Raw genomic sequence first — 23,807 nt, 5'->3', positions numbered from 1 at the left:
GGGGGATGACAAGATTGACCCTGGGGGGCAAACCCGTGGTCGCGGTCTTCGGGGCGGCGGCTCTGGTGCTGGCGGCTTCGCTGGGTCCGGTGGCGGCGCAGCAAAAGGCCGAAACCTACATGCCGGCGATCTGGATCGACCCCGACGGCTGCGAGCACTGGGCGATGGATGACGGCGCCGAGGGCTACATGGATGCGCGCAAGACCCGCGACGGTCGCCCGGTCTGCCACCGCAATGTCTGCGGCGTGTTGCAGACCGACACGCTTTTCGCCACCGACAGCACCAAGCTGACCGCTTCGGGGCGCAGCGCGCTGCAAAAGTTCTTCCGGTCTGCCCAGGCGCGCAGCTTCATCATCACCGGCCATACCGACAGCCGCGCCTCGGATGAATACAACATGCGCCTGTCCAAGGGCCGCGCCGAGGCCGTGGCGGGCGTGGCGCAGCAGGTCGGCGCCCCGGTGCTGGCGGTGAACTGGTATGGCGAGCGGATGCCGAAAGCGACCAACGCCACCGCCGCGGGCATGGCACAGAACCGTCGCGTCGAAGTGATCTGCGTGAAGTGAGGGGCACCACGATGAACGGAACGAAACTTCTGCTTCTGGGGGCTGCGGCGCTGGCTCTGGCGGCCTGTGATGAAAGCTATGGCCCCGACAAGTCGATCGACCGCGGCATCAACGCCCACCATCTGAGCACGCTCAAGGCCGGGGTCTGGGTCGATCCCGAGGGCTGCGATCACTGGATCATCGATGACGGCGTCGAGGGCTACATGACCGCGCGCGTCGATGATTACGGCAAGCCGATCTGCTCGGGCGCGGCGCCGCCGAACACCGCCGTCGGCCCGTTCAAGGATGGATCACCGATCAGCGACCCGCTTTGATTGGGAAATCAGCATCTGCCTGAAATTTGGGCGGTCCGGTCGCGCAGTGCCCTGCGCGGCCGCTTTCCATTGGTGCAGGCGCATTTTTTTCCCGCGGGCTGGTTTTGCGCAAACCATTGCTTGCGTGAGAGCCGGGTGGGGTGCACCATATCTTTGAGCCACGCCAACCAAGGGAGACGTTGTTGGGCTTCAGCGCGATCACACCCCCGCCCCGCACTCAGGAGGCTTACGAGACGCTTCTTGAGTATCCCGACAACCGGTTGCTGATTGACCTTTGCGGCGAGTTTGACCGCAATCTGGCGCAGATCGAGCACAAGCTCTCGGTGCATATCCTGCGCCGCGGCAATCAGCTGGCGGTCGTCGGCACGCCCGACGCGCAGGGGCTGGCCGGGGGGGTGCTCAATGCGCTTTATGCCCGGCTGGAGGCGGGCAAGCCCATCGACGCGGGCGAGATCGACGCGGCGATCCGGATGTCGGATCTGGGCCATGACGGCGTGTCCGTCGATGAACAGCTGGAGATGTTCGCGGCCGGGAAATACGAGATCCGCACCCGCAAGAAACAGGTCGAACCGCGGACAGAGGCGCAAAAGGCCTATGTGCGGGCGCTGTTCGAGCATGAGATGGCCTTTGGCATCGGTCCCGCGGGGACGGGGAAAACCTATCTGGCCGTCGCTGTCGGCGTGACCATGCTGATCGGCGGGCTGGTCGACAAGATCATCCTGAGCCGTCCCGCGGTCGAGGCGGGCGAGCGTCTGGGCTTTCTGCCCGGCGACATGAAGGACAAGGTCGACCCCTACATGCAGCCGCTTTACGACGCGCTGAACGACTTTCTGCCTGCCAAGCAGATGGCCAAGCTGATGGAGGAAAAGCGCATCGAAATCGCGCCTCTGGCCTTCATGCGCGGGCGCACGCTGTCGAATGCCTTTGTCGTTCTGGACGAGGCGCAGAACGCCACGACGATGCAGATGAAGATGTTCCTGACCCGTCTGGGGCAGGGGAGCCGCATGGTGATCACCGGCGATCGCACGCAGATCGACCTGCCGCGCGGCACCGCCTCCGGCCTTGCCGATGCCGAACGCATCCTGGGCGGGGTGAAGGGGATCGCCTTCAACTATTTCACCGCCGCCGATGTGGTGCGTCACCCGCTTGTGGCGCGGATCATTGACGCCTATGAACGGTCGGATGAAGGAACCGCTGGTTGATTGTCTGATCGAGGAACCGGCCTGGCAGGGGATCGACCTTGCCGGGCTTTCGGAACGTGTGGCCCGGGTGGTCCTGACCGATCAGGAGCTTGACCCGGAGGCCTGGGAAATCAGCCTGATCGGCTGCGACGATGCCCGGATCGCCGATCTGAACGCCGAATTCCGCGGCAAGCCCAGCCCGACGAATGTGCTGTCCTGGCCCGCGCAGGATCTGGCGGCCGAGGAGGATGGCGACGAGCCGTATTTCCCCGAGCCCTTCGTGCCGGGCGAGCGCGATTCCCTGGGCGATATCGCGATTGCCTTTCAGACCTGCACGCGCGAGGCCGAGGCCGCGGGCAAATCCGTTCACGATCATGTCACACATCTGGTGATACATGGCGTTTTGCATCTTCTGGGCTATGACCATGTGCGCGACGCAGACGCGCAGTTGATGGAAAGCATCGAAGTGCGTATCCTGACCGCCCTGGGGATTTCCAATCCCTACGAGATCTAGCCCCGCCGGGGCACATTTGGAAGGAACGATGGGACAAGTCGCAGACGGAAGCAATTCCGCCGCCGCCGCGCCCGCTTCGGAACCCGAAGCCGGCGAGAGTAGCAACGAACCTCAGCCTAGAGGCTTTTTCGGGCGCATATTGGGGGCGCTTGGCGCCTCTCCGGGCGAGGCCGATCCCGCCGAGGCGCAATCCGCCGCCGCTGCGGCCGCCCCTCTGGGCCTGCCGGGGCTGGGCAACCTGCGCAAGATGCGGGTGGGCGATGTCGCCGTGCCGAAGGCCGAAATCGTCGCCGTTCCGGTCACCACCCCCCGCGACGAGCTGGTCGAGGTCTTCCGCACCCAGGGCTATTCGCGCCTGCCGGTGTTCAAGGACACGCTCGACAGTCCGATGGGGCTGGTGCACCTGAAGGATCTGGCGCTGGCGCATGGCTTTGGCGGCGCCCCGGGCCGGTTCTCGCTGCGCAAGCTGTTGCGCCCGCTGCTGTATGTGCCGCCCTCGATGCCGATTGGCGTGCTGCTGCAAAAGATGCAGCTGCAACGCATCCATATGGCGCTGGTGATCGACGAATATGGCGGGGTGGACGGTCTGGTGACGCTCGAAGACCTGATCGAGCAGGTGATCGGCGAGATCGAGGACGAACATGACGAGGAAGAAGACGGTCTGTGGAAGCTGGAAAAGCCCGGTCAATGGCTGGTGCAGGCCCGCACGCCGCTGACCGATTTCGAGGCCGAGATCGGGATGAAACTGGCCGATGCGGCGGAAGGCGCCGAGATCGACACTTTGGGCGGGCTTGTCTTCATGCAGATCGACCGCGTGCCGACCCGGGGCGAGGTGATCGTGGCGGAAAACGGCGTCGAATTCGAGGTGGTGGACGCCGATCCGCGCCGGGTCAAGCGGCTGCGGGTGCGGCTGCCGGGCGTTGCCGCCGAATAGACTGAACAGAACGGAACTTCCATGCGCGTGCCCCCGCTTTATAATCCCGCGGTCAAGATCCTTGTCTGGGGGCTGGCCGCGCTCCTTGGGGCGGGGGTGGCGCTGGGACAGGCGCCCTTCGGGCTGTGGGGCGTGGCGCTGATTGCGCTCTCGCTTCTGATCGCAATGGGGCAGGCGACCTCGCCCTTTCGGGTCGGGCTGGCGGCGGGCAGCGGCTATGCGGCGCTGGCGATGTTCTGGATCGTCGAGCCCTTCTTCGTCGAGCCCGAGATCTACGGCTGGATGGCGCCTTTCGCGCTGATCTTCATGGCCTTGGGCATGGGGCTCTTCTGGGCCTTGGGCATGAGCCTTGGCGCGCGGCTGGGGGGCGCTTCGGTCTCGCGCGCCGCGGGCGTCGCCCTCGGGCTTTTCGGCGCCGATCTGCTGCGCAGCTACATCTTCACCGGGCTGCCCTGGGTGCTGTTCGGCCATATCTGGATCGACACGCCGCTGTCGCAGGGCGCGGCCCTTGTCGGCGCGATGGGGCTGAGCGCGCTGACGCTGGGTCTCGCCGTGCTGCCCTGGCTGATGCCGCGGGCGAACTGGCGCCTGCCCGCGGCGGGCGTTTCGGCGGCGGTGATCGCGGCGCTTTGGGGGGCGGGCAGCTGGCAGCTGGCGCAGCCGGTGCCGCCGCGCGCGACGCCGGTCAATCTGCGCATCGTGCAGCCCAATGCGCCGCAGGATCTGAAATGGCGCCCCGAATACGCCGAGGAATTCTTCTTCCGCCATCTTGATCTGACCGCGCAGCCGCCTGCGCCCGGCAAGGCGGCGCCCGATCTGGTCCTCTGGCCGGAAACCGCGGTGCCGTTTTTGCTCGATCGCGCGGGTGATGGCCTGAAGATGATCGCCGAGGCGGCGCGCGGCGCCCCCGTCGCTGTCGGCATCCAGCGCGAGGAGGGGCTGCGCTATTTCAATGCGCTGGCGATGATCGAGGCGGGCGGCAAGATCGGCCCGGTCTATGACAAGGTGCATCTGGTGCCCTTTGGCGAATATATCCCCTTTGGCGATGCGCTGGCGCGGTTCGGCATCACCGCCTTTGCCGCGCGCGAGGGCAACGGCTATTCGGCGGGCACGGCGCGCAAGCTTCTGGATCTGGGGCGGCTTGGCCTTGTGCAGCCGCTCATTTGCTACGAGGCGGTCTTTCCGCAGGACATGCATTCCGATCGCCGCCCGGACTGGCTGTTGCAGATCACCAATGACGCCTGGTTCGGCGAGATGTCAGGCCCGGTGCAGCATCTGGTGCAGGCGCGGTTTCGGGCGATCGAATTCGGCCTGCCCTTGGCGCGGTCGGCCAATACCGGGATTTCGGCGCTGATCGATGCGCGCGGCCGGGTGGTGGAAAGCCTCGGCATGGGGCAGCAGGGCGTGATCGATGCGGCCTTGCCCGGGTCCTTGCCCGCGCCGCCCTATGCCCGCACCGGCGACGGACCCTGGCTTGCAGGTCTTATCGCCGCAGTTGTGCTGGTTTGGGCGCTTGGGCGCAAATCGCGCGTTGACCGTCGCCGGATCGGGGGCTAGCGTCCCCCCACCACTCCAACGGCTTCCTGGCGGGGTGGGAACACATCAATGGAGCACTTCCCCATGTCACGTTCTAACTATGTCTTCACTTCCGAGTCCGTCTCGGAGGGTCACCCCGACAAGGTCTGCGACCGCATCTCCGATGCCGTTCTGGATGCCTTCCTTGCCGAAGAACCGAATGCCCGCGTCGCCTGCGAGACCTTCGCCACCACCAATCAGGTGGTTGTCGGTGGGGAAGTGGGTCTTTCCGACAAGGCGAAACTGGCCGAGTTCATGGGCCGAATCGACGGGATCGTGCGCGATTGCGTCAAGGATATCGGCTATGAACAGGACGCCTTCCACTGGGCGACGCTGAACTTCGCCAATTACCTGCACCCGCAATCGGCGCATATTTCGCAAGGCGTCGACAAGGACGGGGCGGGCGATCAGGGCATCATGTTCGGCTATGCGACCGACGAGACGCCCGAGCTGATGCCCGCGCCGATCCAATATGCGCATGCGATCCTGCGCCGTCTGGCCGAGGTGCGCAAATCCGGCAAGGAGCCGACGCTCGGCCCGGATGCGAAATCGCAGCTGTCGGTGCGCTACGAGGATGGCAAGCCGGTTGGCGTCACCTCGATCGTGCTCTCGACGCAGCACAAATACGAAAGCCAGACCTCGGACGACATCCGCGCCATCGTCGAACCCTATATCCGCGAAGTGCTGCCCGCGGGCTGGATTGACGAAAAGACCGAATGGTGGGTGAACCCGACCGGGACCTTTGTGATCGGTGGGCCGGATGGCGACGCGGGTCTGACCGGGCGCAAGATCATCGTCGACACCTATGGTGGCGCGGCGCCGCATGGCGGCGGGGCGTTCTCGGGCAAGGACCCGACCAAGGTGGACCGCTCGGCCGCTTATGCCGCGCGCTATCTGGCGAAGAACGTGGTGGCCGCGGGTCTGGCGAAGCGCTGCCTGATTCAGGTCTCCTATGCGATCGGTGTGGCGAAGCCCTTGTCGATCTACGCCGACACCTATGGCACGGGCGAATTGCCGGATGCGGAAATCGAACGGATCGTGGCGGAATGCATGGATCTGACGCCGCGCGGCATCCGCACGCAGCTGGATCTGAACCGCCCGATCTATGCGCGCACCTCGGCCTATGGCCATTTCGGCCGCGCGCCGGAAGCCGATGGCGGCTTCAGCTGGGAGCGCACCGATCTGGTCGAGGCGCTGAAGAAAGCGGTCTGAGCCGGTTTCAAAAGATCACGGGGAAGGGGGCTTCGGCCCCCTTTTTCATGCGTTGCAGGGTATTTCGCCTCGGGATTGCCCGAGGCGAAATCATCGCCGCGCGTCCCCCCTTGACCGCGAACCCCTTTGCGCCCTAAGGCGCAGCCCCATGACCGAGAGCCCCGCCCCCCCCGAGACCGCCGCGCCCGCCCCGCAACCGGAGTGGCGCAATTTCTATGGCCGCCGCTCGGGCAAGACGATGCGGGCCTCGCAAAAGACCTATATCAGCGAGGATCTGGCCTCGCTCACCCCCGCGGGCATCTCGAAAGAGGACAATCCGGGGCGCGAGATCCTTGATCCCGGCACGATCTTCGGCAAGGACGCGGCCCTGTGGCTTGAGGTCGGCTTCGGCGGCGGCGAGCATATGGTGCATATGGCTGCCCGCAACCCGGGGGTGAACATCCTCGGCTGCGAACCCTTCATCAACGGTGTCGCGATGCTTTTGGGCAAGATCCGCACCGCGGGGGTGTCCAACGTCGCGATCTGGCCGGGCGATGTGCGCGACGTGATGGAGGTGCTGCCCGAGGGCTGCATCGCCAAGGCCTTCCTGAATTATCCCGACCCCTGGCACAAGCGCCGCCACCATCGCCGCCGCTTCGTGACGCCCGGTTATCTGGGCGCGCTGTTCCGCATCCTTGCCCCGGGCGCCGAATTCCGCGTCGCCACCGATATCCCGAATTACATGGAGCAGGCGCTGATCGAGGCGCCGAAGGCCGGGTTTGACCTTGTCGCCCATTCCGGCACGCCTTGGGACGACTGGCTTTCGACCCGGTATGAGCAAAAGGCGCTGCGCGAAGGCCGGGTGCCCGATTACGCCACCTTCCGCAAGCCGTAAGCCGCGAAAGGGCGTATTTGCGCCAAGAAAAAGCAGGGGCTTTTCGGTCGGGGCGCGGTGCGCTAACAGGACCCTGACATTCAGGGAGGCTTTCATGTCCGCTCACGGTTCCCCCATTCGCATGACCTCGCGCAGGGGCGGCCCGCTTTCGGGCGTGGCCGCGGTGCCGGGTGACAAGTCGATCTCGCATCGGGCGCTTATCCTTGGGGCGCTCTCGGTGGGCACGACGCGGATCACCGGGCTGCTTGAAGGCCAGGACGTGCTGGATACGGCCAAGGCGATGCAGGCCTTTGGCGCCACCGTGACCCGCACCGGCCCCGGCGCCTGGACGGTCGAGGGGGTGGGGGTCGGCGGCTTCGCCGAACCGGCCGAGGTGATCGATTGCGGCAATTCGGGCACCGGCGTGCGGCTGATCATGGGCTGCATGGCGACGAGCCCGATCACGGCCACCTTCACCGGCGATGCGAGCCTGCGCAAGCGGCCGATGGGGCGGGTGACCGATCCGCTGGCGCTGTTCGGGGCGCGGTCTTACGGGCGCGCGGGCGGGCGGTTGCCGATGACGCTGGTCGGCGCGGCCGAGCCGGTGCCGGTCACTTACACGACGCCGATGGCCTCGGCGCAGGTGAAATCGGCGGTGCTTCTGGCGGGGCTCAACGCGCCGGGGCAGACCGTGGTGATCGAAAAGACGCCGACCCGCGATCACACCGAGCGGATGCTGCGCGGCTTTGGCGCCGAGGTGACGGTCGAAGCCACGCCCGAGGGCAACCGGATCACCCTGCAGGGCCAACCGGAGTTGCGCGCGCAAGAGGTGGCGGTGCCGCGTGATCCCTCCTCGGCGGCCTTTCCGGTCTGCGCGGCGCTGCTGGTGCCGGGTTCGGACATCCTTGTGCCGGGGGTCAGCCAGAACCCGACGCGCAACGGGCTGTTCCTGACCCTGCGCGAGATGGGCGCCGATATCGAATTTCTCAATGAACGCGAGGAGGGCGGCGAGCCTGTGGCCGATCTGCGCGTGCGTCACTCGGCGCTCAGCGGCATCGCAGTGCCGCCCGAACGCGCCGCCGCCCAGATCGACGAATATCCCGTGTTGGCGGCGCTGGCCGCCTGCGCCACCGGCACCACGGTGATGCGCGGCGTGCATGAGCTGCGGGTGAAGGAAAGCGACCGCATCGCGGCGATGGCGCGCGGCCTCGAAGCCTGCGGCGTGCGTGTCGAGGAAGACGAAGACACGCTGATCGTGCACGGGCTTGGGCCGGAGGGCGTGCCCGGCGGCGCCACCGTCGCCACCCATATCGACCACCGCATCGCGATGAGCTTTCTGGTGCTTGGGCTTGTGTCGCAGCAGCCGATCTCGGTCGATGACGGCTCGCCGATCGCGACCTCCTTCCCAGCTTTCGAGGATCTGATGCGCGATCTTGGCGCCACGATCACCCGGGACTAAGGTCGAAAGGGCGTATTTGCGCCAAGAAAAAGCCCATGGTTTTTCCTGGTCCAAATACGCAAATTGCAACGTAGAAGCCCCGAGCGAGGTTCAGAATGATTTTCACCGTGGCCATCGATGGGCCTGCCGCGGCGGGCAAGGGCACGATTTCGCACGCCGTGGCCGCGCGGTTCGGCTTTGCGCATCTCGACACCGGGGCGCTTTATCGCGCCGTCGGCGTCAAGGGCGGCGATCCGGTCGCCGCCGCGCGCGGGCTGACGCCCGGGGATCTGGCGCGGGATGATCTGCGCACGCTGGACGCCGGGCAGGCGGCCTCGAAGGTCGCCGTCATCCCCGAGGTGCGGCAGGCGCTTCTCGATTTCCAGCGCGACTTCGCGCGGCGCGCGGGCGGCGCGGTGCTGGATGGGCGCGACATTGGCACCGTCATCTGCCCCGAAGCCGAGGTGAAGCTGTTCGTGACCGCCAGTGCCGAGGTGCGGGCGCATCGGCGCTGGCTGGAGGTCGGCGGCGACGCCGCGCAGGTGCTGGCCGAGGTGAAGGAGCGCGACGCCCGCGACATGACCCGGGCCGATGCGCCGCTCAAACCCGCGGCCGATGCGGTGGTGATCGACACCTCGGATTTGAGCATTGACGCGGCGATTGCGGCGGCCTGCGCGGTGGTATCCGAACGGCTGTGCAGATAAGCGCAGAAGCTTTCGTTGCTTCGCGCGGTTGTGCGCATATCTTGGCGTCATACGCTCAACCGCGAAAGGATGCCCCTCGATGCTGCTTGATACCCTGACCTGGCGCTATGCGACGAAAAAGATGGACCCGGCCAAGGCCGTTTCCGAAGACAAGGTCGAAAAGATCCTGACCGCGGCGCAGATGGCGCCGACCTCCTCGGGGCTGCAACCCTTTGAAATTCTGGTCATCACCAACAAGGAGCTGCGCGCGAAGATCTCGGCCGCGGCTTTCGGGCAGACGCAGATCGTGGACGGCTCGCATCTGCTCGTCTTTGCCGCCTGGGACAATTACACCGCCGAGCGCATCGATGCCGTCGTCGATCTGCATGTCGCCGAACGCGGCATTCCGCGTGAGATGCTTGCCGCCTATTATGACAATCTGAAAGCCAATTACCTTGCCCGCAGCGCGGAGGTGAACGCCGCCCATGCCGCGCATCAGGCCTATATCGCCTTTGGCATCGCGCTGGCGCAGGCGGCCGAGCTTGAGGTCGACGCGACGCCGATGGAAGGTTTCGATCCGGCCGCGGTGGATGAAATCCTGGGTCTGCGGGAAAAGGGCCTGCGCGCCGTCACGCTGATGCCGCTGGGCTACCGCGCGACCGAGGGCGACTGGCTCGCCGGCATGAAGAAGGTGCGCAAGCCGCTTTCGGAGCTGGTGACCCGCATCGACTGAGGCACCGGGGCCGAAAACCCTTGCCCCACAGGCGATTCCCGCCTATAGGGGCCACGTCCACGGGGGCAGGCGCAGGTCTGCCCCCTTCGGCATACGCAACGAAAGACCGGCGGAGCCAACCGCATGGCCAGAAAACCCATATAAAGGAAACTTGAACGCATGTGCGCCAAAGCTAGCATGGAAGAATTCGAAGCCCTTCTGAAGGAAAGCTTCGAGATCGACACCCCCCAGGAAGGGTCTGTCGTCAAGGGCAAGGTCATCGCCATCGAGGCGGGCCAGGCCATCATCGACGTCGGCTACAAGATGGAAGGCCGCGTCGATCTGAAAGAATTCGCGAATCCCGGTGAAGCTCCCTCGATCGCCGTTGGCGACGAGGTCGAAGTTTACCTCGATCGCGTCGAAAACGCCCGTGGCGAAGCCGTCATCTCGCGCGAGAAAGCCCGTCGCGAAGAAGCCTGGGACCGTCTCGAAAAAGCCTATGCCTCGGAAGAGCGCGTCGATGGCGCCATCTTCGGTCGCGTCAAGGGCGGCTTCACCGTCGATCTCGGCGGCGCCGTGGCCTTCCTGCCGGGCTCGCAAGTTGACGTCCGTCCGGTGCGCGATGCCGGCCCGCTCATGGGTCTCAAGCAGCCGTTCCAGATCCTCAAGATGGACCGTCGTCGTGGCAACATCGTCGTGTCGCGTCGTGCCATCCTTGAAGAATCGCGTGCCGAACAGCGCGCCGAAGTCATCGGCAACCTGACCGAAGGTCAGATCGTCGACGGCGTGGTGAAGAACATCACCGAATACGGTGCCTTCGTTGATCTGGGCGGCGTCGATGGCCTGCTGCACGTCACCGACATGGCCTGGCGCCGCGTCAACCACCCGTCGGAGATCCTCACGATCGGCGAGACCGTCAAGGTCCAGGTCGTCAAGATCAACAAGGACACCCATCGTATCTCGCTCGGCATGAAACAGCTGCTGAACGACCCGTGGGATTCGGTCGAGACCAAGTTCAGCTTGGGCTCGGTGCACAAGGGCCGTGTCACCAACATCACCGATTACGGCGCCTTCGTGGAGCTGGAAGCCGGTGTCGAGGGTCTGGTTCACGTCTCGGAAATGTCCTGGACCAAGAAGAACGTCCACCCCGGCAAGATCGTTTCGACCTCGCAAGAAGTCGATGTCATGGTGCTCGAGATCGACACCGCGAAACGTCGTGTCTCGCTTGGCCTCAAGCAATGCCTGCGCAACCCGTGGGAAGCCTTTGCGGATGCCCATCCGGTCGGCAGCGTGATCGAGGGTGAAGTCAAGAACATCACCGAATTCGGTCTGTTCATCGGCCTTGAAAACGACATCGACGGCATGGTGCACCTGTCCGACCTGTCGTGGGACAAGCGCGGCGAAGAAGCGATCCAGGAATACCGCAAGGGCGACGTCGTGCGCGCGGCGGTCACCGAAGTCGACACCGACAAGGAACGCATCTCGCTCTCGATCAAGGCGCTCGATGCCGACACCTTCTCGGATGCGGTTGATGGCGTGAAACGGGGTTCGGTGATCACCGTGAACGTCACCGCGATCGAAGACGGCGGCATCGAGGTCGAATACAACGGCATGAAGTCCTTCATCCGCCGTTCGGATCTGGCCCGCGACCGTGCCGACCAGCGCCCCGAGCGCTTCCAGGTCGGCGATCACGTCGATGTGCGCGTTGTCAACATCGACAGCAAGACCCGCAAGCTGGGCGTGTCGATCAAGGCGCGCGAGATCGCCGAAGAGAAGGAAGCCGTGGAACAATACGGTTCCTCCGACTCGGGCGCCTCGCTCGGCGACATCCTCGGCGCCGCGCTCAAGGGCCGCGAATAATCTTTCCCGCAAGGGATCGGAAAGGCCCCGCCGGTGCGGGGCCTTTTGTTTTGCGCGATTCGCCACGGGCCGCGGGGCGGTGGAAAACCGGCTTTCCGCGGGGTAAGCCGATGGGGGACTGCGTCCGAGCGCCGCAGATCGGCGCCGAAACTGCGCGGACAGGCGATAATTTCCCGCCTTTCCAAGCCATTGCTGTTTGTGTCGCGGAAAATTCCTCCTATAGTCGGCGCAAGAACCAGTCCGGGTCGAGCCGGATGACGGGGGAGATGACGCATGATCCGCTCTGAATTGATCGCCAAGATCGCCGAAGAGAATCCGCATCTGTTTCAGCGCGACGTGGAGAAGATCGTTAACACGATCTTCGACGAGATCATCGAGGCGATGGCCCGCGGTGATCGTGTCGAGCTGCGCGGCTTTGGCGCCTTTTCGGTGAAGAAACGGGACGCTAGAACCGGGCGCAATCCGCGCACCGGCACTTCGGTCGCGGTTGAGGAAAAACACGTGCCCTTCTTCAAGACCGGCAAGCTTCTGCGCGACCGGCTGAACGGGGGAGAGGAGTAAGACCCGATGTTCCGCGCGATCCGCTACCTGTTCCTGGCTGTGCTCATCCTTGTTCTGGTGACGCTGGCGATGTCCAACCGCGAGGTGGTGACGCTGAGCCTGCTGACCTCCGAGGTCGAGGCTTTCGTGGGCTTCAACCTGCATCTGCCGGTGCCGCTGTTCTTCGTCTTCTTCGGCGGCATGGTGCTGGGTCTGGCGGTGGGCTTCGTCTGGGAATATCTGCGCGAGCATCGTTTCCGCAAGACCGCCCGCAAGGCGACGAAACAGGCCGCGACGCTGGAGCGCGAACTGGGTCGGCTGAAGGAAAAGACGCAGGGCCCGAAGGACGAGGTTCTGGCGCTGCTCGACAAGCCGCGCGCCTGAGGGCGCCGTGGTCACTGTCGCCGTCAACCGCGGTCGCCCCGGCGGGGTGCGCTGCAAGATCTGCGGGCTGAGAACACTGGCCGATGTGGAGGCTGCCGCTGCGGCGGGGGCGGGCTACATCGGCCTTGTGTTTTTCCCCCGCTCGCCCCGGCATCTGGAGCTTCCCGCCGCCCGCGATCTGGCGCTGGCCGCGCCGGTGGGTCTGGCCAAGGTCGGGCTTGTGGTCGATGCCGACGATGCGACCTTGCAGGCGATCACCGATGCGGTGCCGCTTGACATGCTGCAACTTCATGGGCGCGAAAGCCCCGCCCGGGTGGCGGCGGTGAAGGCGCGGTTCGGCCTGCCGGTGATGAAGGCTCTGGGCGTGGCCGAGGCCGCCGATCTGGCGGCGATTGCCGAATATGAGGCCGTGGCGGACCAGATCCTGGTCGATGCGAAAGCGCGCAAGGGCGCGGCGCTGCCCGGTGGCAACGGGCTTGCCTTTGACTGGCGGCTGATTGCCGGGCGGCAATGGCAGCGGCCCTGGATGCTGGCAGGCGGGCTGACGCCCGGGAACGTGGCCGAGGCGGTCCGGCTGACCGGGGCGGCTCAGGTCGATGTGTCTTCGGGGGTGGAATCCGCGCCCGGGGTCAAGGACGCGGCCCGGATCGCCGCCTTTGTTGCGGCGGCCCAAGGGTAGGGTGGGGGCGCTGCCCCCACACCCCCGGGATATTTGTGGCAAGATAAAGAGCAGGAACTTTACCCCGAGGGGGGGGCGCGCTATCTGCTGCTGGCGCGCAGGATACAGGGGATGGCGATGGCGGAAGATCGGCTCAACAGTTTCATGACGGCCCCGGACGAGAGCGGCCGGTTCGGCATTCACGGCGGGCGCTTCGTGTCCGAAACGCTGATGCCGCTGATCCTTGAACTCGAGGCGCAATACGAGCACGCCAAGACCGACCCGAGCTTCTGGGCCGAGATGGAGGCGTTGTGGAAGCATTACGTCGGCCGTCCCTCGCCGCTTTATTTGGCGCCGCGGATGACCGAGGAGCTGGGCGGCGCCAAGATCTATCTGAAGCGCGAGGAGCTGAACCACACCGGCGCGCACAAGATCAACAACGTGCTGGGGCAGATCCTGCTGGCGCGGCGCATGGGCAAGACCCGGATCATCGCCGAGACCGGGGCGGGCCAGCATGGCGTGGCGACCGCCACCGTTTGCGCGAAGTTCGGGCTGCAATGCATTGTTTACATGGGCGCCACCGACGTGGAACGGCAGGCGCCGAACGTGTTCCGGATGAAGTTGCTCGGCGCCGAGGTGGTGCCGGTGACCTCGGGGCGCGGCACGCTGAAAGACGCGATGAACGACGCGCTGCGCGATTGGGTGACCAATGTCCGCGACACCTTTTACTGCATCGGCACCGTCGCGGGGCCGGCGCCCTATCCGGCGATGGTGCGCGATTTCCAGTCGATCATCGGCCGCGAAACCCGCTGGCAGCTGGAGGAACAAGAGGGCGAGGGCCGTCTGCCCGACACGATCATCGCCTGTGTCGGTGGCGGCTCGAACGCCATGGGGCTGTTCCATCCGTTCCTTGATGACCCGTCGGTGCGCATCATCGGCGTCGAAGCCGGGGGGCTGGGCGTCGATGACCGGATGCAGCATTGCGCGTCCCTGACCGGCGGGCGGCCGGGCGTGCTGCATGGCAACCGCACTTATCTGCTGCAGGATGCGGACGGGCAGATCCTTGAGGGGCATTCGATCTCGGCGGGCCTTGATTATCCGGGCATCGGGCCGGAGCACAGCTGGCTGCACGATATCAAGCGCGCCGAATATGTGAGCATCACCGATGCCGAGGCGCTGGAGGCGTTCCAGTTCTGCTGCCGCACCGAAGGCATCATTCCGGCCTTGGAAAGCAGCCATGCGCTGGCGCATGTGATGAAGATTGCGCCGGGGCTGCCGAAAGACCATATCATCGTGGTCAACCTCTCAGGGCGGGGCGACAAGGACATCTTCACCGTCGCCAAGCATCTGGGCGTCGAGATGAAGGTCTGATCCGCCGCGACGACAGCGCGACCCAAGGCGGCGCCTTCGGGCGCCGTTTGTTTTTGTTCGCACCGCGGGGCCGGTCGGGCCTCACTTGTCGCGCTGGTGCTTTTTCTTCGCCTTCTTTTCGGCGCCCGTCGTCTGCATCAGCTCTGTCAGATCGCGGCGCATCAGCTTTGCAAACCATTGCGAGGCCGCCCCGGCCATTTCGGCCAGATCCTGCATCCGCGCGTCCTCCTCGGCCTGGGCAAGGGCCGTCAGCCGGTCAACCAGCGGCGCGATCTCGCGCCGGTGCCGCTCGGCCAGACCGGCGCGCAACAGCGCCCAGGGGTTCGGATCGGCGGTGAAGAAATCGCGCCGCAGCCCGGGCTTGCGGCTGACCTGCACCAGACCGGCCTGCCGCAATTCCTTGAGCGCGACCGAAACATTCGAGCGCGACAGGCCAAGACCCGTCGCCAGATCCTCGGCCGAGGGGGTGTCGGTGGCCCGCCAGATCGCGGCCAGGCATTGCCCGGCGGCGCGGCTGAGCCCGAAGGCGCTGGCCAGATCGGCGAAAAGCTGCGTCAGATCCGAGGGGGCAGGCGCGGTCATGGGGCCTCTTCAAGCGGCGGGACGGCGGGTCAGGTGCACGGCGCTACGTTGCCGCCAAGGCGTGCCCGGCGCAAGCGTGATCGGCGGGAAATCGGCGTGGCGGGGCGCATCGGGCCAAAGCTGCGGCTCCAGCGCCACCCCGGCATGGGCGCCATAGGGGCTGCCCATCAGCCCGGGGAAGGGGGCGGAGTGAAGCGCGCGGCCGTCATAGACCTGCAACCCCGGCGCGTCCGTGTGCAGATCAAGGCTCACGCCCTTTGCCCCCGTCAGCCGCGCCACGGGGCGCAAGCCACTGCCTGACAGGCAGAAATTGTGATCGACCGGGGGCAGCTCGGGCAGCGGCCGGGGGGCGCGCAGATCAAGGGTCAGTGTCTCGACCGGCACCGGGGCCAGCGGCAGGTTTTCCGCATCGGTGGGCAGGATCTGATCGGCCGCGACCGAGAGGCAGTGCCCCGCCGTCGTCGCCGTGCCGTCCAGGTTCCAATAGGGGTGATGCGCCAGGTTCATCAGCGTCAGCGCATCGGTTTCGGCCGCAAGCGTGATTTCCAGCGTGGCCGGGGGCGTCAGCTGATAGCTGGCGCGGATCACCCGGTTGCCGGGCAGCGCCGCCGCGCCATCGGGCAGATCAAGGCGCAGCGTCACGGCTTCGGCTCCGGCCGCTTCGATCGTCCAGACCTGCTGCGAAATCCCCTCGGCGCCCGAATGCAGCAGGTTCGCGCCGTCATTGGGCTGCGCCTGCCAAAGGCGCCCGTCGAGCGTCACCTGCGCCCGGAAAAGCCGGTTCGCCACCGGTCCGACGACGGCACCGCACCAATGCAGGCGTTGTTCGTAAGCCGAGAGCAGGTCCGAGCCCAGCACCAGCGGCCAGGGCGTGCCCGCCAGCCGCAGATCCTGCAGCGTCGCCCCGAAGGTCAGGACACGGGCGGTCAGCTCGCCCGCGCGCAGCGTGATCGCCTCGACGCTCTGGCCGGTGGCGGTGGTGCCGAAACGGCGGATGTCTGATGTCATGGGGCCTCCCGCTCTGGTGATACTCCAGCACGGAAGGCCCGGAAGAACAAGGGATTACGGCGCGAGGCAGTCGCGCATCGCCTGGCCGAGCCCCGTCAGCACCGCGTTATAAAGCCCGGGCCCATAGCTCAGCGTCGAGCCCTCGGGGTCAAGGGCGGCGCCGCGTTTCGCCCCGGTGCCCTCAAGCAGGATCTCGACCTGTTTCGGATCGTGGTTCGCCTCGGGGAAGGCGCAGACGACGCGCTTGGCGCCCAGGCTGTCGCGCAGCTCGGCCAGATGCGCGGCGCCGGGATCGGCCGCATCGCCCATCGAGACCGAGCCCGCCGAGGTCAGACCGTAATGGCTGCTGAAATAGCCATAGGCATCGTGGAAGGTGACGAAGGGGCGGCCCTTGAGCGGCGCCAGGTCCGCCATCAGCTGCGCGTCGAGCGTTGCCAGCCGCAGCCGCGCCTGCGCCGCATTCGCGATATAGGTTGCGCCATGTTCGGGGTCGCGCCGCGCCAGTTCCGAGCCGATCAGCGTCAGCCATGTCCCCGCATTCACCGGCGACAGCCAGGCATGCGGGTCAAGCCCCTCGTGGTGGTGGTCTTCGCCATGCGCGTCGTGGTCTTCATGGGCGTGGTCGTGGTCATGGCCGCCGACATGCGGCTTGCCGCCGAAATCAAGCAGCAGCGTGCCCGGCGCATCCAGCAGCGCCACCGCCTTGCCCGGGCCTTGCAGCCCGTCGATCGCCCGATCAAGCCAGGGCGTCATCTCGGGGCCGACCCAAAGCACCAGATCGGCCTCTTGCAGCGCTGCCGCCTGGCTGGGTTTGAGCTGATAGGAATGCGCATTCCCCCCCTGTTCGAGCAGAACGGCGGGGCTGCCCAGATCGCCCATCACCTGCGCGACAAGCGAGTGCACCGGCGGAATGTCGGTCACCACCTTCGGCACCTCGGCAAGGGACGGGCTGGCAAGGGCGGACAGCAGCAGGGCGGTCAGGGCGGGGCGTTGCATGGGATTCCTCGGCAAGGCTTGCGGGTCGGGAGCCGGTTCTCTATGTTATGAGATAACAAGTCAAGCAAAATGTGATAGAGTAACATGAACGGCAAGACCGATCCGGGCCGCGCCTTCGCGCATCACGACCATGCGCATTGCGCGGGCGACACCTTGGCGCGCGCCGAGGCGGAGGCCGCGCGGCGGGGGCTGCGCTTTACCCCGGTGCGCAAGCGCGTGTTGCAGATCCTGCTGGAAGCGCACCGGGCGATGGGCGCCTATGAGGTGCTCGACCGGCTCTCGGCCGAGGGGTTCGGCAACCAGCCGCCCGTCGCCTATCGGGCGCTGGAATTTCTGGTCGAGGCGGGTCTGGCGCATCGGGTGCAGGGGCTGAATGCCTTTGCCGCCTGCATGCATCCCGGGGAAACCCATGCGCCGGTCTTCCTGATCTGCCGCGATTGCGACGCCGTGGCCGAGGCGCAGGCGGCGCCGGTGCGCGCGGCGCTCGATCAGGTGGCGGGGGCGCTTGGCTTTGCCGTCGAACGCGCCAGTTTCGAGGCGGTGGGGCTTTGCCCCGCCTGTCGTGCCCGGGCCGGGGCTGCGACATGATCCCCTTGATTTTCGCAGAAAATCTCTCGGTGCGGCACGGCGAGGCGGTGGTGCTGGCGGGGGTGGATTTCACCCTTGCGCCGGGCGAGATCGTGACTGTCGTCGGCCCGAACGGCTCGGGGAAATCGACGCTGATCCGGGCGCTGATCGGGCTGGAACCGGCGGCGACGGGGCGGGTTGTCCGCGCGCCCGGGCTGCGCATCGGCTATGTGCCGCAAAAGCTGCATATCGACGCCGGTCTGCCGATGACGGTGCGCCGTTTCCTGTCCTTGCCCCGGCGTGTCAGCGATGCCGCCGCCACTGCGGCGCTGGCCCGGGTCGGCGTGCCGGGGCTGGGGCCGCGGCCGCTCGCCCGGCTTTCGGGCGGGCAGTTCCAGCGCGTGCTGCTGGCCCGCGCGCTGCTGAGCGCGCCGCAGGTGCTGATCCTGGACGAGCCGACGCAGGGGCTGGATCAGCCCGGCACGGCGGCCTTTTACCGGCTGATCGAGGAGGTCCGGGCCGAGACCGGCGCCGCGGTGCTGATGGTCAGCCATGATCTGCATGTGGTGATGGCGGCCTCGGACCGGGTGGTCTGCCTCAACGGCCATGTCTGCTGCGCGGGCACGCCCAAGGTGGTCTCCGCCGCGCCGGAATATCGCGCGCTGTTCGGGCTGGGCACCGGCGGGGCCTTCGCGCTCTACCGCCATGTGCATGACCACGACCACGAGGCGGACGAGGGCCACGGTCACGACCCCGCCGCGCCGCACAAGGCGCATCCGCATGGCCATGTGCATGGACCGGAGTGCCGCCACGATGCTTGACGATTTCCTGACCCGGGCGACGCTGGGCGGCGTCGGGCTGACGCTGGCGACGGGGCCGCTCGGCTCTTTCGTGATCTGGCGGCGCATGGCCTATTTCGGTGATGCGACGGCACATGCCGCCATCCTTGGGGTGGCGCTGGCCTATGGCTTTGGCGTCTCGGTCTATGCGGGCACGCTCGCCGTGGCATTGGCGATGGCGCTGACGGTGGCCAGCCTGTCGGGGCGCGGCCATGCGATGGACACGGTTCTGGGGGTGCTCGCCCATTCGGCGCTGGCCTTCGGCCTTGTCGCGGCCTCGTTCTTTTCCGGGCTGCGCGTTGATCTTTCGGCCTTTCTGTTCGGCGACATCCTGGCGGTCAGCCGCACCGATCTGGCGGTGATCTGGGGGGGCTCGGCGCTGGTGGCGGCGGTGCTGGCCTGGCGCTGGCAGGGGCTTTTGACCGCCACGGTGAACGAGGAGCTGGCACAGGCCTCGGGGCTTGATCCGCGGCGCGAGCGGCTGGTGCTGGTGCTGGCACTGGCGCTGACGGTGGCGGTGGCGATCAAGATCGTCGGCGCGCTGCTGATCGCGGCGCTGCTGATCGTGCCCGCCGCGGCGGCGCGGCAGCTGGCGCGCAGCCCCGAGGCGATGGCACTTGGCGCCACCGCGCTTGGTGCGCTGGCGGTGCTGGGCGGGTTGCAGGCCTCGCTGGCTTTCGACACCCCGGCGGGGCCGTCGATCGTCGCGGTGGCGGCGGGGATCTTTGCGCTGACCCTCCTGCTGCGGCGCGCAGGCTAGGGGGCGCGGGGGGCGCCGCCCCCCGCGTCCCTGGTTTTGGGCTCAGATCTTTTCGAGCGTCGAGCTGCGCAAGAGCCGTTTCACATCGGCCAGCGTGCACAGGTCGGTGGCGGGCGTCATCACCGCCGCCGCCGCCGCTGCCGCGCCCCAGCGCAGCGCCTCGGGCAGGGGGAGGCCGCGGCCAAGGCTGAGGGTGAAGGCGGCAACGAAACTGTCGCCCGCGCCGACCTTCGACACGACCTTGTCGGGAATCGCCTGCGCCACCCAGCGTTCGGTCTCGGTCGCCAGCACGTTGCCATCGGCGCCGCGGGCAATGACGACGGCATGGGCGATGCCGCGTTTCACCAGATCCTGCGCGAAATCGGCGCTGTCGGCGCGCGCGGGCAGGGTGCGGCCCGCCAGCTCCTCGGCTTCAAGATCGTCCATCCGCAGCACGTCCACCGGCTTCGCCCCGGCGGTCAACAACCGGTGCAACGCTTTGCCCGAGGTATCCACGAAGAACCGCGCCCGGGTGCGGGCGATTTTCGTCGCCAGCCGCGCCGGGAAATCGTCGGGCACGCCCGGCGGCTGGCTGCCCGACAGCACGACGATGCCGTTTTCCGGCGCCGCCTTCGCGATCCGGTCCATCACCTTCGTCACATCCCCGCTCGACCAGGTCGGGCCGGGCATGACGAAACGGTATTGTTCGCCCGTCGCCGCATCGGTGACGGTCAGGCTTTGCCGCGTTTCGCCGGGCGCCGGGAAGGGGGCAAGGCCGATCCCCTGTTCGGCGAGCAGATGCATGACCTTGTCGCCGGTCGGCCCGCCAAGCGCCACGAAGGCGGTGGAATGGCCGCCGAGCGCCGAGATCGCCCGGCTGACATTCAGCCCGCCGCCGCCGGGATCGGTCTCGGGGCGGGTGCAGCGCAGCTTGCGCTCCGGGGCGACCTGATCGGCATGGATCGACAGATCGACGGTGGGGTTCAGGGTGACGGTCAAAATGGCGGTCATGCCGGGTCTTTCCTGCGGTCCGGGGGGGCCGGTTTCGGGTCTTTGGCGGCACCATTGCAGGTTCGCACGCGGGGGGAAAGGGCCGAAACCGGTCTTTAATGCATTGCTGATCTGATCCGCCGCACATCCTGAGGAGGAGAAACATGATTCCCGACCTCTCCGATCCGCGCTGGAAACGGGTTCTGACCGGCACCTCCGATCTGTCTTCGGCCTCGCTGGCCACGCGCATCCTGGTTGCGCGGTTGCGCCGTGAAGTCGCGGAGGCACCGGCGACCCTGACCGGCAAGATCGGGGAATTGCGGGAGTTCGTGGCGAAGAACCCCTTTGCCCTGGCCGATGCGGCGAAATTCTGAACGGAGACGACCGATGAAGAACGAAATGCTCACGGTCGCCGCGGCGGCAAAACGGATCGAGGCGGGCGAGGTGATGGTGATCGCGGGCGATGAAACGCTGCTGGCGCAGCTGCCGCGCGGGTCCTGGATCGGCGGCACCACGGTCTATTTCGTCACCGAGGCGGGCGGGGCCGTGGTGCGCGACAAGCTGTTCTGCACCACCTTCCCCAAGGGCAGCGCCGCCAGGCCGCGCCATCTGTGGGTGGACGAGCTGCCCCGCATCGCCGAAGGCTACCAGCCCGGCGGTGTCACCATGATCATGATCCCGGCCTTTTCGGTCGCGCATGCGCAATTCGCGGTGGAGGGGCAGAGCTGGCCGGGGCTGTTCGATCAGCCGCTGACGGGCTGGATCACCGGCGTGCATCTGGATGACATCGGCAAGAAGGCGCCCAAGGTCTTTGACGGCACCACCGGCAAGGGCCATGACGAGGGCGCGGTGCTGCTGCATGTCGCCCTGCCCGAAGGCGTCGCCATCGATCTCGACATTCTCAACATCTTCGCGCAGGGCGATGATGCGAAACTGACCTTCACCTTCGCCGAGGGCGGATTTTCGGCGCGGACCGCGACCGTCAACGGGACCGAGGTCGATCTGGCGCGCTACATCAGCGAAAACGGCATCGACACCCGGCTGCCGCTGGTGGCGAATTATGCGGGCGCGCTGGTCAATGTCTCGATCCAGTCGGTCGACGTCGCGGCGGGCGAGGTGAAATTCTATGCCCCGGTCTTGGCCGGGGTGGAATATCGGCTGGCCAATGCGCTGGGCTCTTATGCCCAGGCCTTCGCGCAGGGCGCGGGCGAGGCGGGCGAGGGGCAGTATTCTTGCAACTGCATCCTGAACTATCTTTATGGCGAGCTGGAAGGCCAGCGCACCGGCGCCTTCACCGGCCCGGTCACCTTCGGCGAGATCGCCTATATCCTGCTCAACCAGACGCTGGTGCGGATGGCGATCACCGACGCCGCCTGATGGGGGGCAGAGCGGCGGGACGGTTCGGCGGGGGTGGCCCCGGTCACTCCCACCAGCGGTCGATGCGGGCGATATCGTCATCCGACCAGCCGAAATGATGCGCGAGTTCGTGCACGAAGACATGCGCGACCAGCGCATCCAGCGCGACATCGCCCCGCCCGATCCATTCATCGAGGATCGGACGCCGGAACAGCCAGATCACATCCGGCCCGCTGGGGTCGAAGACCGACTTTTCCGTCAGCGGCACGCCTTCGTAAAGCCCGGTCAGCTCGAACGGGTCTTCGATCCCCATCTGGTCCAGCACCGCATCGGCGGCGAAATCCTCCACCCGCAGCACCACCGCGGCGGCGGGGCCGCGGAACGCCTCGGGCAGGGCGGCGCGGGCGGCTTCGGCCATCGCTTCGATCTCGGCCAGGCTCGGTGCCTCGCGGCCTTTCCACTGCTGCATCTTCACGGTTCCTTGCTTTTCGCGGGCGCGGGCTTTCCCTGCCAGATATGGACAAAAGCGCCAGCCTGTGAAAGAGCAGACCGTCAACAGGAGAGCCCGATGACCGTCGTTACCCGCTTCGCCCCCTCGCCGACCGGCTATATCCATGTCGGCAACCTGCGCACCGCCCTGATGAACTACCTTGTCGCCCGCAAGGCCGGCGGCACCTTCATCCTGCGCATCGACGATACCGACCAGGAACGCTCGAAGCAGGAATATGTGGATGCGCTGAAGGCGGATCTGGAATGGCTCGGCCTGACCTGGGACCGCGAGGAACGCCAGTCGGCCCGCTTTGACCGCTACGAGGCGGCGGCGGAAAGCCTGCGGTCGGTGGGGCGGTTTTACGAATGTTTCGAAAGCCCGACCGAGCTGGACCTCAAGCGCAAGAAACTGCTGAACATGCACCGGCCCCCGGTCTATGACCGCGCGGCGCTGAAGCTGTCGGACGCGGACAAGGCGCGGCTGCGCGAGGAGGGGCGTGACGGCTACTGGCGCTTCCTGCTCGATCAGACCCGGATCGAATGGCACGATGGCATCATCGGCGATATTTCGATCGACGCCGCCTCGGTCTCGGACCCGGTCTTGATCAAGGCCGACGGACAGGTGCTTTACACCTTTGCCTCCTCGGTCGATGATATTCAGATGGGCGTGACCCATATTGTGCGCGGCGCCGACCATGTGACGAATACCGCGACGCAGATCCAGATCATGCAGGCGCTGGGCGGCGTGCCGCCGAGCTTTGCGCACCACAGCCTGCTGACGGGTGCCAAGGGCGAGGAGCTGTCGAAACGTCTGGGCACGCTTTCGATCCGCGATCTGCGGGAGAATGGCATCGCGCCCGAGGCGCTTCTGAGCCTGATGGCGCGGCTGGGATCGAGCCAGCCGGTCGAGCTGCGGATGAGTCTCGACGAGATCGCCGAGGGCTTCGATCTGAGCCAGTTCGGCGCGGCGCCGACGAAATTCGACCCCGAAGACCTGATCCCGCTGACGCGGGCGCGCAACCAGCACCTGCCGTTCGAGAGAGTCGAGGAGGAGATCCGCAAGCTGGGCATTCCGCCGCATCTGGCGCGGGATTTCTGGGCGGTGGCCTCGAAAAACATCGACAAGCTCTCGGATCTTGCGCATTGGGCCGAGCTGGTGATCGAGGGCGCCGAGGCGGTGATCGACCCGGAAGATGCCGAATTCGTCGCCGTGGCGCTGGCGCTTTTGCCCGATCTGCCCTTTGCCAAGGATAGCTGGGCCGCCTGGACCGCGGCGGTGAAGGAAGCCACCGGCCGCAAGGGCAAGGGGCTGTTCATGCCGCTGCGCAAGGCGCTGACCGGTCAGGCGCATGGGCCGGAGATGGCCGATCTGATGCCGCTGATGCAGAAGGTGCGCGCCAAGGCGTGACGGCTGGGGGCGCTGCCCCCAGACCCCCGGGATATTTGGGG

The 23,807-nt window shown here is 66.6% G+C and carries 27 protein-coding genes and 1 riboswitch; of the genes, 22 read left to right on the top strand and 5 right to left on the bottom strand.

From position 1 onward, the window contains the following. Positions 1–5 precede the first annotated feature (5 nt). The 16 genes from AC4PTB_RS11655 (at position 6) to trpB (ending at position 14,792) form a co-directional block, all read left to right on the top strand. A complete protein-coding gene (locus AC4PTB_RS11655) occupies positions 6–563 on the top strand; it encodes an OmpA family protein (RefSeq protein ID WP_492190111.1) in 558 nt (185 codons plus the stop codon). 11 nt (positions 564–574) lie between these two features. Next, the gene (locus tag AC4PTB_RS11650) at positions 575–877 is read left to right on the top strand and encodes a hypothetical protein (protein ID WP_492190110.1); all 303 of its coding nucleotides are present in this window, start codon (positions 575–577) and stop codon (positions 875–877) included. A gap of 182 nt (positions 878–1,059) precedes the next feature. Next, positions 1,060–2,079: a PhoH family protein gene (locus AC4PTB_RS11645; RefSeq protein ID WP_492190109.1), complete on the top strand. Its 1,020-nt coding sequence runs from the start codon at positions 1,060–1,062 to the stop codon at positions 2,077–2,079. Beyond that, positions 2,060–2,572 carry an rRNA maturation RNase YbeY gene (ybeY, locus tag AC4PTB_RS11640; RefSeq protein WP_492190108.1) on the top strand — a complete coding sequence of 171 codons (513 nt, stop codon included), beginning with the start codon at positions 2,060–2,062 and terminating at the stop codon, positions 2,570–2,572. Before AC4PTB_RS11645 ends, ybeY begins: the two co-directional genes overlap by 20 nt. 28 nt (positions 2,573–2,600) lie before the next feature. Beyond that, entirely contained in the window at positions 2,601–3,506 is a 906-nt protein-coding gene (locus tag AC4PTB_RS11635) for a transporter associated domain-containing protein (RefSeq protein ID WP_492190107.1), read from the top strand. A 21-nt stretch (positions 3,507–3,527) separates the two neighbouring features. Continuing rightward, the gene (gene lnt / locus AC4PTB_RS11630) at positions 3,528–5,063 is read left to right on the top strand and encodes an apolipoprotein N-acyltransferase (RefSeq protein WP_492190106.1); all 1,536 of its coding nucleotides are present in this window, start codon (positions 3,528–3,530) and stop codon (positions 5,061–5,063) included. A gap of 7 nt (positions 5,064–5,070) precedes the next feature. Further along, a riboswitch (SAM-SAH riboswitch) is annotated at positions 5,071–5,119 on the top strand. Positions 5,120–5,126: 7 nt separating this feature from the next. Next, entirely contained in the window at positions 5,127–6,293 is a 1,167-nt protein-coding gene (gene metK / locus AC4PTB_RS11625; RefSeq protein WP_492190105.1) for a methionine adenosyltransferase, read from the top strand. A gap of 148 nt (positions 6,294–6,441) precedes the next feature. Further along, complete coding sequence (gene trmB / locus AC4PTB_RS11620) at positions 6,442–7,167, top strand: tRNA (guanine(46)-N(7))-methyltransferase TrmB (protein ID WP_492190104.1); 726 nt, start codon at positions 6,442–6,444, stop codon at positions 7,165–7,167. Between the two features lie 94 nt (positions 7,168–7,261). Next, positions 7,262–8,605, top strand: a complete 1,344-nt coding sequence (aroA, locus tag AC4PTB_RS11615; RefSeq protein ID WP_492190103.1) for a 3-phosphoshikimate 1-carboxyvinyltransferase — start codon at positions 7,262–7,264, stop codon at positions 8,603–8,605. 95 nt (positions 8,606–8,700) lie between these two features. Next, complete coding sequence (locus AC4PTB_RS11610; protein WP_492190102.1) at positions 8,701–9,288, top strand: (d)CMP kinase; 588 nt, start codon at positions 8,701–8,703, stop codon at positions 9,286–9,288. 79 nt (positions 9,289–9,367) lie between these two features. Then, positions 9,368–10,000 (top strand): NAD(P)H-dependent oxidoreductase, encoded by a 633-nt coding sequence (locus AC4PTB_RS11605; protein WP_492190101.1) that lies wholly within the window; start codon positions 9,368–9,370, stop codon positions 9,998–10,000. A 159-nt stretch (positions 10,001–10,159) separates the two neighbouring features. After that, positions 10,160–11,839: a 30S ribosomal protein S1 gene (gene rpsA / locus AC4PTB_RS11600; protein WP_110805942.1), complete on the top strand. Its 1,680-nt coding sequence runs from the start codon at positions 10,160–10,162 to the stop codon at positions 11,837–11,839. 273 nt (positions 11,840–12,112) lie between these two features. Beyond that, positions 12,113–12,400: an integration host factor subunit beta gene (gene ihfB / locus AC4PTB_RS11595; protein ID WP_055210004.1), complete on the top strand. Its 288-nt coding sequence runs from the start codon at positions 12,113–12,115 to the stop codon at positions 12,398–12,400. Positions 12,401–12,406: 6 nt separating this feature from the next. Next, complete coding sequence (locus tag AC4PTB_RS11590; protein ID WP_492190100.1) at positions 12,407–12,763, top strand: lipopolysaccharide assembly protein LapA domain-containing protein; 357 nt, start codon at positions 12,407–12,409, stop codon at positions 12,761–12,763. A gap of 7 nt (positions 12,764–12,770) precedes the next feature. Continuing rightward, positions 12,771–13,442 carry a phosphoribosylanthranilate isomerase gene (locus AC4PTB_RS11585; protein WP_492190099.1) on the top strand — a complete coding sequence of 224 codons (672 nt, stop codon included), beginning with the start codon at positions 12,771–12,773 and terminating at the stop codon, positions 13,440–13,442. Positions 13,443–13,559: 117 nt separating this feature from the next. Further along, complete coding sequence (gene trpB, locus AC4PTB_RS11580) at positions 13,560–14,792, top strand: tryptophan synthase subunit beta (protein ID WP_492192636.1); 1,233 nt, start codon at positions 13,560–13,562, stop codon at positions 14,790–14,792. A gap of 81 nt (positions 14,793–14,873) precedes the next feature. Here the strand turns inward: trpB and AC4PTB_RS11575 are convergent, their stop codons facing one another. The 3 genes from AC4PTB_RS11575 to AC4PTB_RS11565 are packed head-to-tail and all read right to left on the bottom strand — an operon-like array spanning position 14,874 to position 17,378. Continuing rightward, entirely contained in the window at positions 14,874–15,374 is a 501-nt protein-coding gene (locus AC4PTB_RS11575) for a GbsR/MarR family transcriptional regulator (protein WP_492190098.1), read from the bottom strand. A gap of 9 nt (positions 15,375–15,383) precedes the next feature. Beyond that, positions 15,384–16,382, bottom strand: coding sequence for an aldose epimerase family protein (locus AC4PTB_RS11570; protein ID WP_492190097.1), 999 nt, complete (start codon positions 16,380–16,382; stop codon positions 15,384–15,386). Between the two features lie 54 nt (positions 16,383–16,436). Then, positions 16,437–17,378 (bottom strand): zinc ABC transporter substrate-binding protein, encoded by a 942-nt coding sequence (locus AC4PTB_RS11565; RefSeq protein ID WP_492190096.1) that lies wholly within the window; start codon positions 17,376–17,378, stop codon positions 16,437–16,439. Positions 17,379–17,462: 84 nt separating this feature from the next. On the opposite strand from AC4PTB_RS11565, the gene AC4PTB_RS11560 reads away from it, so the two are divergent. Genes AC4PTB_RS11560 through AC4PTB_RS11550 form a run of 3 tightly spaced genes read left to right on the top strand, consistent with a single transcriptional unit; the run spans position 17,463 to position 19,544 of the window. Further along, positions 17,463–17,966, top strand: coding sequence for a Fur family transcriptional regulator (locus AC4PTB_RS11560; RefSeq protein WP_492190095.1), 504 nt, complete (start codon positions 17,463–17,465; stop codon positions 17,964–17,966). Continuing rightward, positions 17,963–18,766 (top strand): ATP-binding cassette domain-containing protein, encoded by an 804-nt coding sequence (locus tag AC4PTB_RS11555; RefSeq protein WP_492190094.1) that lies wholly within the window; start codon positions 17,963–17,965, stop codon positions 18,764–18,766. The genes AC4PTB_RS11560 and AC4PTB_RS11555 overlap by 4 nt, the downstream gene beginning before the upstream one ends. After that, positions 18,759–19,544, top strand: a complete 786-nt coding sequence (locus AC4PTB_RS11550) for a metal ABC transporter permease (RefSeq protein ID WP_492192635.1) — start codon at positions 18,759–18,761, stop codon at positions 19,542–19,544. Before AC4PTB_RS11555 ends, AC4PTB_RS11550 begins: the two co-directional genes overlap by 8 nt. A gap of 42 nt (positions 19,545–19,586) precedes the next feature. On the opposite strand, the gene AC4PTB_RS11545 is transcribed toward AC4PTB_RS11550, so the two are convergent. Continuing rightward, complete coding sequence (locus AC4PTB_RS11545) at positions 19,587–20,534, bottom strand: 1-phosphofructokinase family hexose kinase (protein WP_492190093.1); 948 nt, start codon at positions 20,532–20,534, stop codon at positions 19,587–19,589. A gap of 143 nt (positions 20,535–20,677) precedes the next feature. On the opposite strand from AC4PTB_RS11545, the gene AC4PTB_RS11540 reads away from it, so the two are divergent. Together AC4PTB_RS11540 and AC4PTB_RS11535 are read left to right on the top strand one after the other, a co-directional pair. Next, the gene (locus tag AC4PTB_RS11540; protein WP_492190092.1) at positions 20,678–20,887 is read left to right on the top strand and encodes a hypothetical protein; all 210 of its coding nucleotides are present in this window, start codon (positions 20,678–20,680) and stop codon (positions 20,885–20,887) included. 13 nt (positions 20,888–20,900) lie between these two features. Further along, positions 20,901–21,890, top strand: a complete 990-nt coding sequence (locus tag AC4PTB_RS11535; RefSeq protein ID WP_492190091.1) for a DUF6976 family protein — start codon at positions 20,901–20,903, stop codon at positions 21,888–21,890. A gap of 43 nt (positions 21,891–21,933) precedes the next feature. On the opposite strand, the gene AC4PTB_RS11530 is transcribed toward AC4PTB_RS11535, so the two are convergent. Further along, positions 21,934–22,338, bottom strand: a complete 405-nt coding sequence (locus tag AC4PTB_RS11530; protein WP_492190090.1) for a metallopeptidase family protein — start codon at positions 22,336–22,338, stop codon at positions 21,934–21,936. A gap of 99 nt (positions 22,339–22,437) precedes the next feature. On the opposite strand from AC4PTB_RS11530, the gene gltX reads away from it, so the two are divergent. Next, positions 22,438–23,766 (top strand): glutamate--tRNA ligase, encoded by a 1,329-nt coding sequence (gltX, locus tag AC4PTB_RS11525; RefSeq protein WP_492190089.1) that lies wholly within the window; start codon positions 22,438–22,440, stop codon positions 23,764–23,766. Positions 23,767–23,807 lie beyond the last annotated feature (41 nt).

It is taken from the genome of Rhodobacter sp. 4.3.4, from assembly GCF_058724655.1.
This window is presented reverse-complemented; position numbering and strand designations above follow the sequence as displayed.

Coding starts and splice junctions, on each gene's coding strand:
- AC4PTB_RS11655 (WP_492190111.1), top strand. CDS start 6: ATGACAAGATTGACCCTGGGGGGCAAACCCGTGGTCGCGGTCTTCGGG.
- AC4PTB_RS11650 (WP_492190110.1), top strand. CDS start 575: ATGAACGGAACGAAACTTCTGCTTCTGGGGGCTGCGGCGCTGGCTCTG.
- ybeY (WP_492190108.1), top strand. CDS start 2,060: ATGAAGGAACCGCTGGTTGATTGTCTGATCGAGGAACCGGCCTGGCAG.
- AC4PTB_RS11635 (WP_492190107.1), top strand. CDS start 2,601: ATGGGACAAGTCGCAGACGGAAGCAATTCCGCCGCCGCCGCGCCCGCT.
- lnt (WP_492190106.1), top strand. CDS start 3,528: ATGCGCGTGCCCCCGCTTTATAATCCCGCGGTCAAGATCCTTGTCTGG.
- metK (WP_492190105.1), top strand. CDS start 5,127: ATGTCACGTTCTAACTATGTCTTCACTTCCGAGTCCGTCTCGGAGGGT.
- trmB (WP_492190104.1), top strand. CDS start 6,442: ATGACCGAGAGCCCCGCCCCCCCCGAGACCGCCGCGCCCGCCCCGCAA.
- aroA (WP_492190103.1), top strand. CDS start 7,262: ATGTCCGCTCACGGTTCCCCCATTCGCATGACCTCGCGCAGGGGCGGC.
- AC4PTB_RS11610 (WP_492190102.1), top strand. CDS start 8,701: ATGATTTTCACCGTGGCCATCGATGGGCCTGCCGCGGCGGGCAAGGGC.
- AC4PTB_RS11605 (WP_492190101.1), top strand. CDS start 9,368: ATGCTGCTTGATACCCTGACCTGGCGCTATGCGACGAAAAAGATGGAC.
- rpsA (WP_110805942.1), top strand. CDS start 10,160: ATGTGCGCCAAAGCTAGCATGGAAGAATTCGAAGCCCTTCTGAAGGAA.
- ihfB (WP_055210004.1), top strand. CDS start 12,113: ATGATCCGCTCTGAATTGATCGCCAAGATCGCCGAAGAGAATCCGCAT.
- AC4PTB_RS11590 (WP_492190100.1), top strand. CDS start 12,407: ATGTTCCGCGCGATCCGCTACCTGTTCCTGGCTGTGCTCATCCTTGTT.
- trpB (WP_492192636.1), top strand. CDS start 13,560: ATGGCGGAAGATCGGCTCAACAGTTTCATGACGGCCCCGGACGAGAGC.
- AC4PTB_RS11575 (WP_492190098.1), bottom strand. CDS start 15,374: ATGACCGCGCCTGCCCCCTCGGATCTGACGCAGCTTTTCGCCGATCTG.
- AC4PTB_RS11570 (WP_492190097.1), bottom strand. CDS start 16,382: ATGACATCAGACATCCGCCGTTTCGGCACCACCGCCACCGGCCAGAGC.
- AC4PTB_RS11565 (WP_492190096.1), bottom strand. CDS start 17,378: ATGCAACGCCCCGCCCTGACCGCCCTGCTGCTGTCCGCCCTTGCCAGC.
- AC4PTB_RS11560 (WP_492190095.1), top strand. CDS start 17,463: ATGAACGGCAAGACCGATCCGGGCCGCGCCTTCGCGCATCACGACCAT.
- AC4PTB_RS11555 (WP_492190094.1), top strand. CDS start 17,963: ATGATCCCCTTGATTTTCGCAGAAAATCTCTCGGTGCGGCACGGCGAG.
- AC4PTB_RS11550 (WP_492192635.1), top strand. CDS start 18,759: ATGCTTGACGATTTCCTGACCCGGGCGACGCTGGGCGGCGTCGGGCTG.
- AC4PTB_RS11545 (WP_492190093.1), bottom strand. CDS start 20,534: ATGACCGCCATTTTGACCGTCACCCTGAACCCCACCGTCGATCTGTCG.
- AC4PTB_RS11540 (WP_492190092.1), top strand. CDS start 20,678: ATGATTCCCGACCTCTCCGATCCGCGCTGGAAACGGGTTCTGACCGGC.
- AC4PTB_RS11535 (WP_492190091.1), top strand. CDS start 20,901: ATGAAGAACGAAATGCTCACGGTCGCCGCGGCGGCAAAACGGATCGAG.
- AC4PTB_RS11530 (WP_492190090.1), bottom strand. CDS start 22,338: ATGCAGCAGTGGAAAGGCCGCGAGGCACCGAGCCTGGCCGAGATCGAA.
- gltX (WP_492190089.1), top strand. CDS start 22,438: ATGACCGTCGTTACCCGCTTCGCCCCCTCGCCGACCGGCTATATCCAT.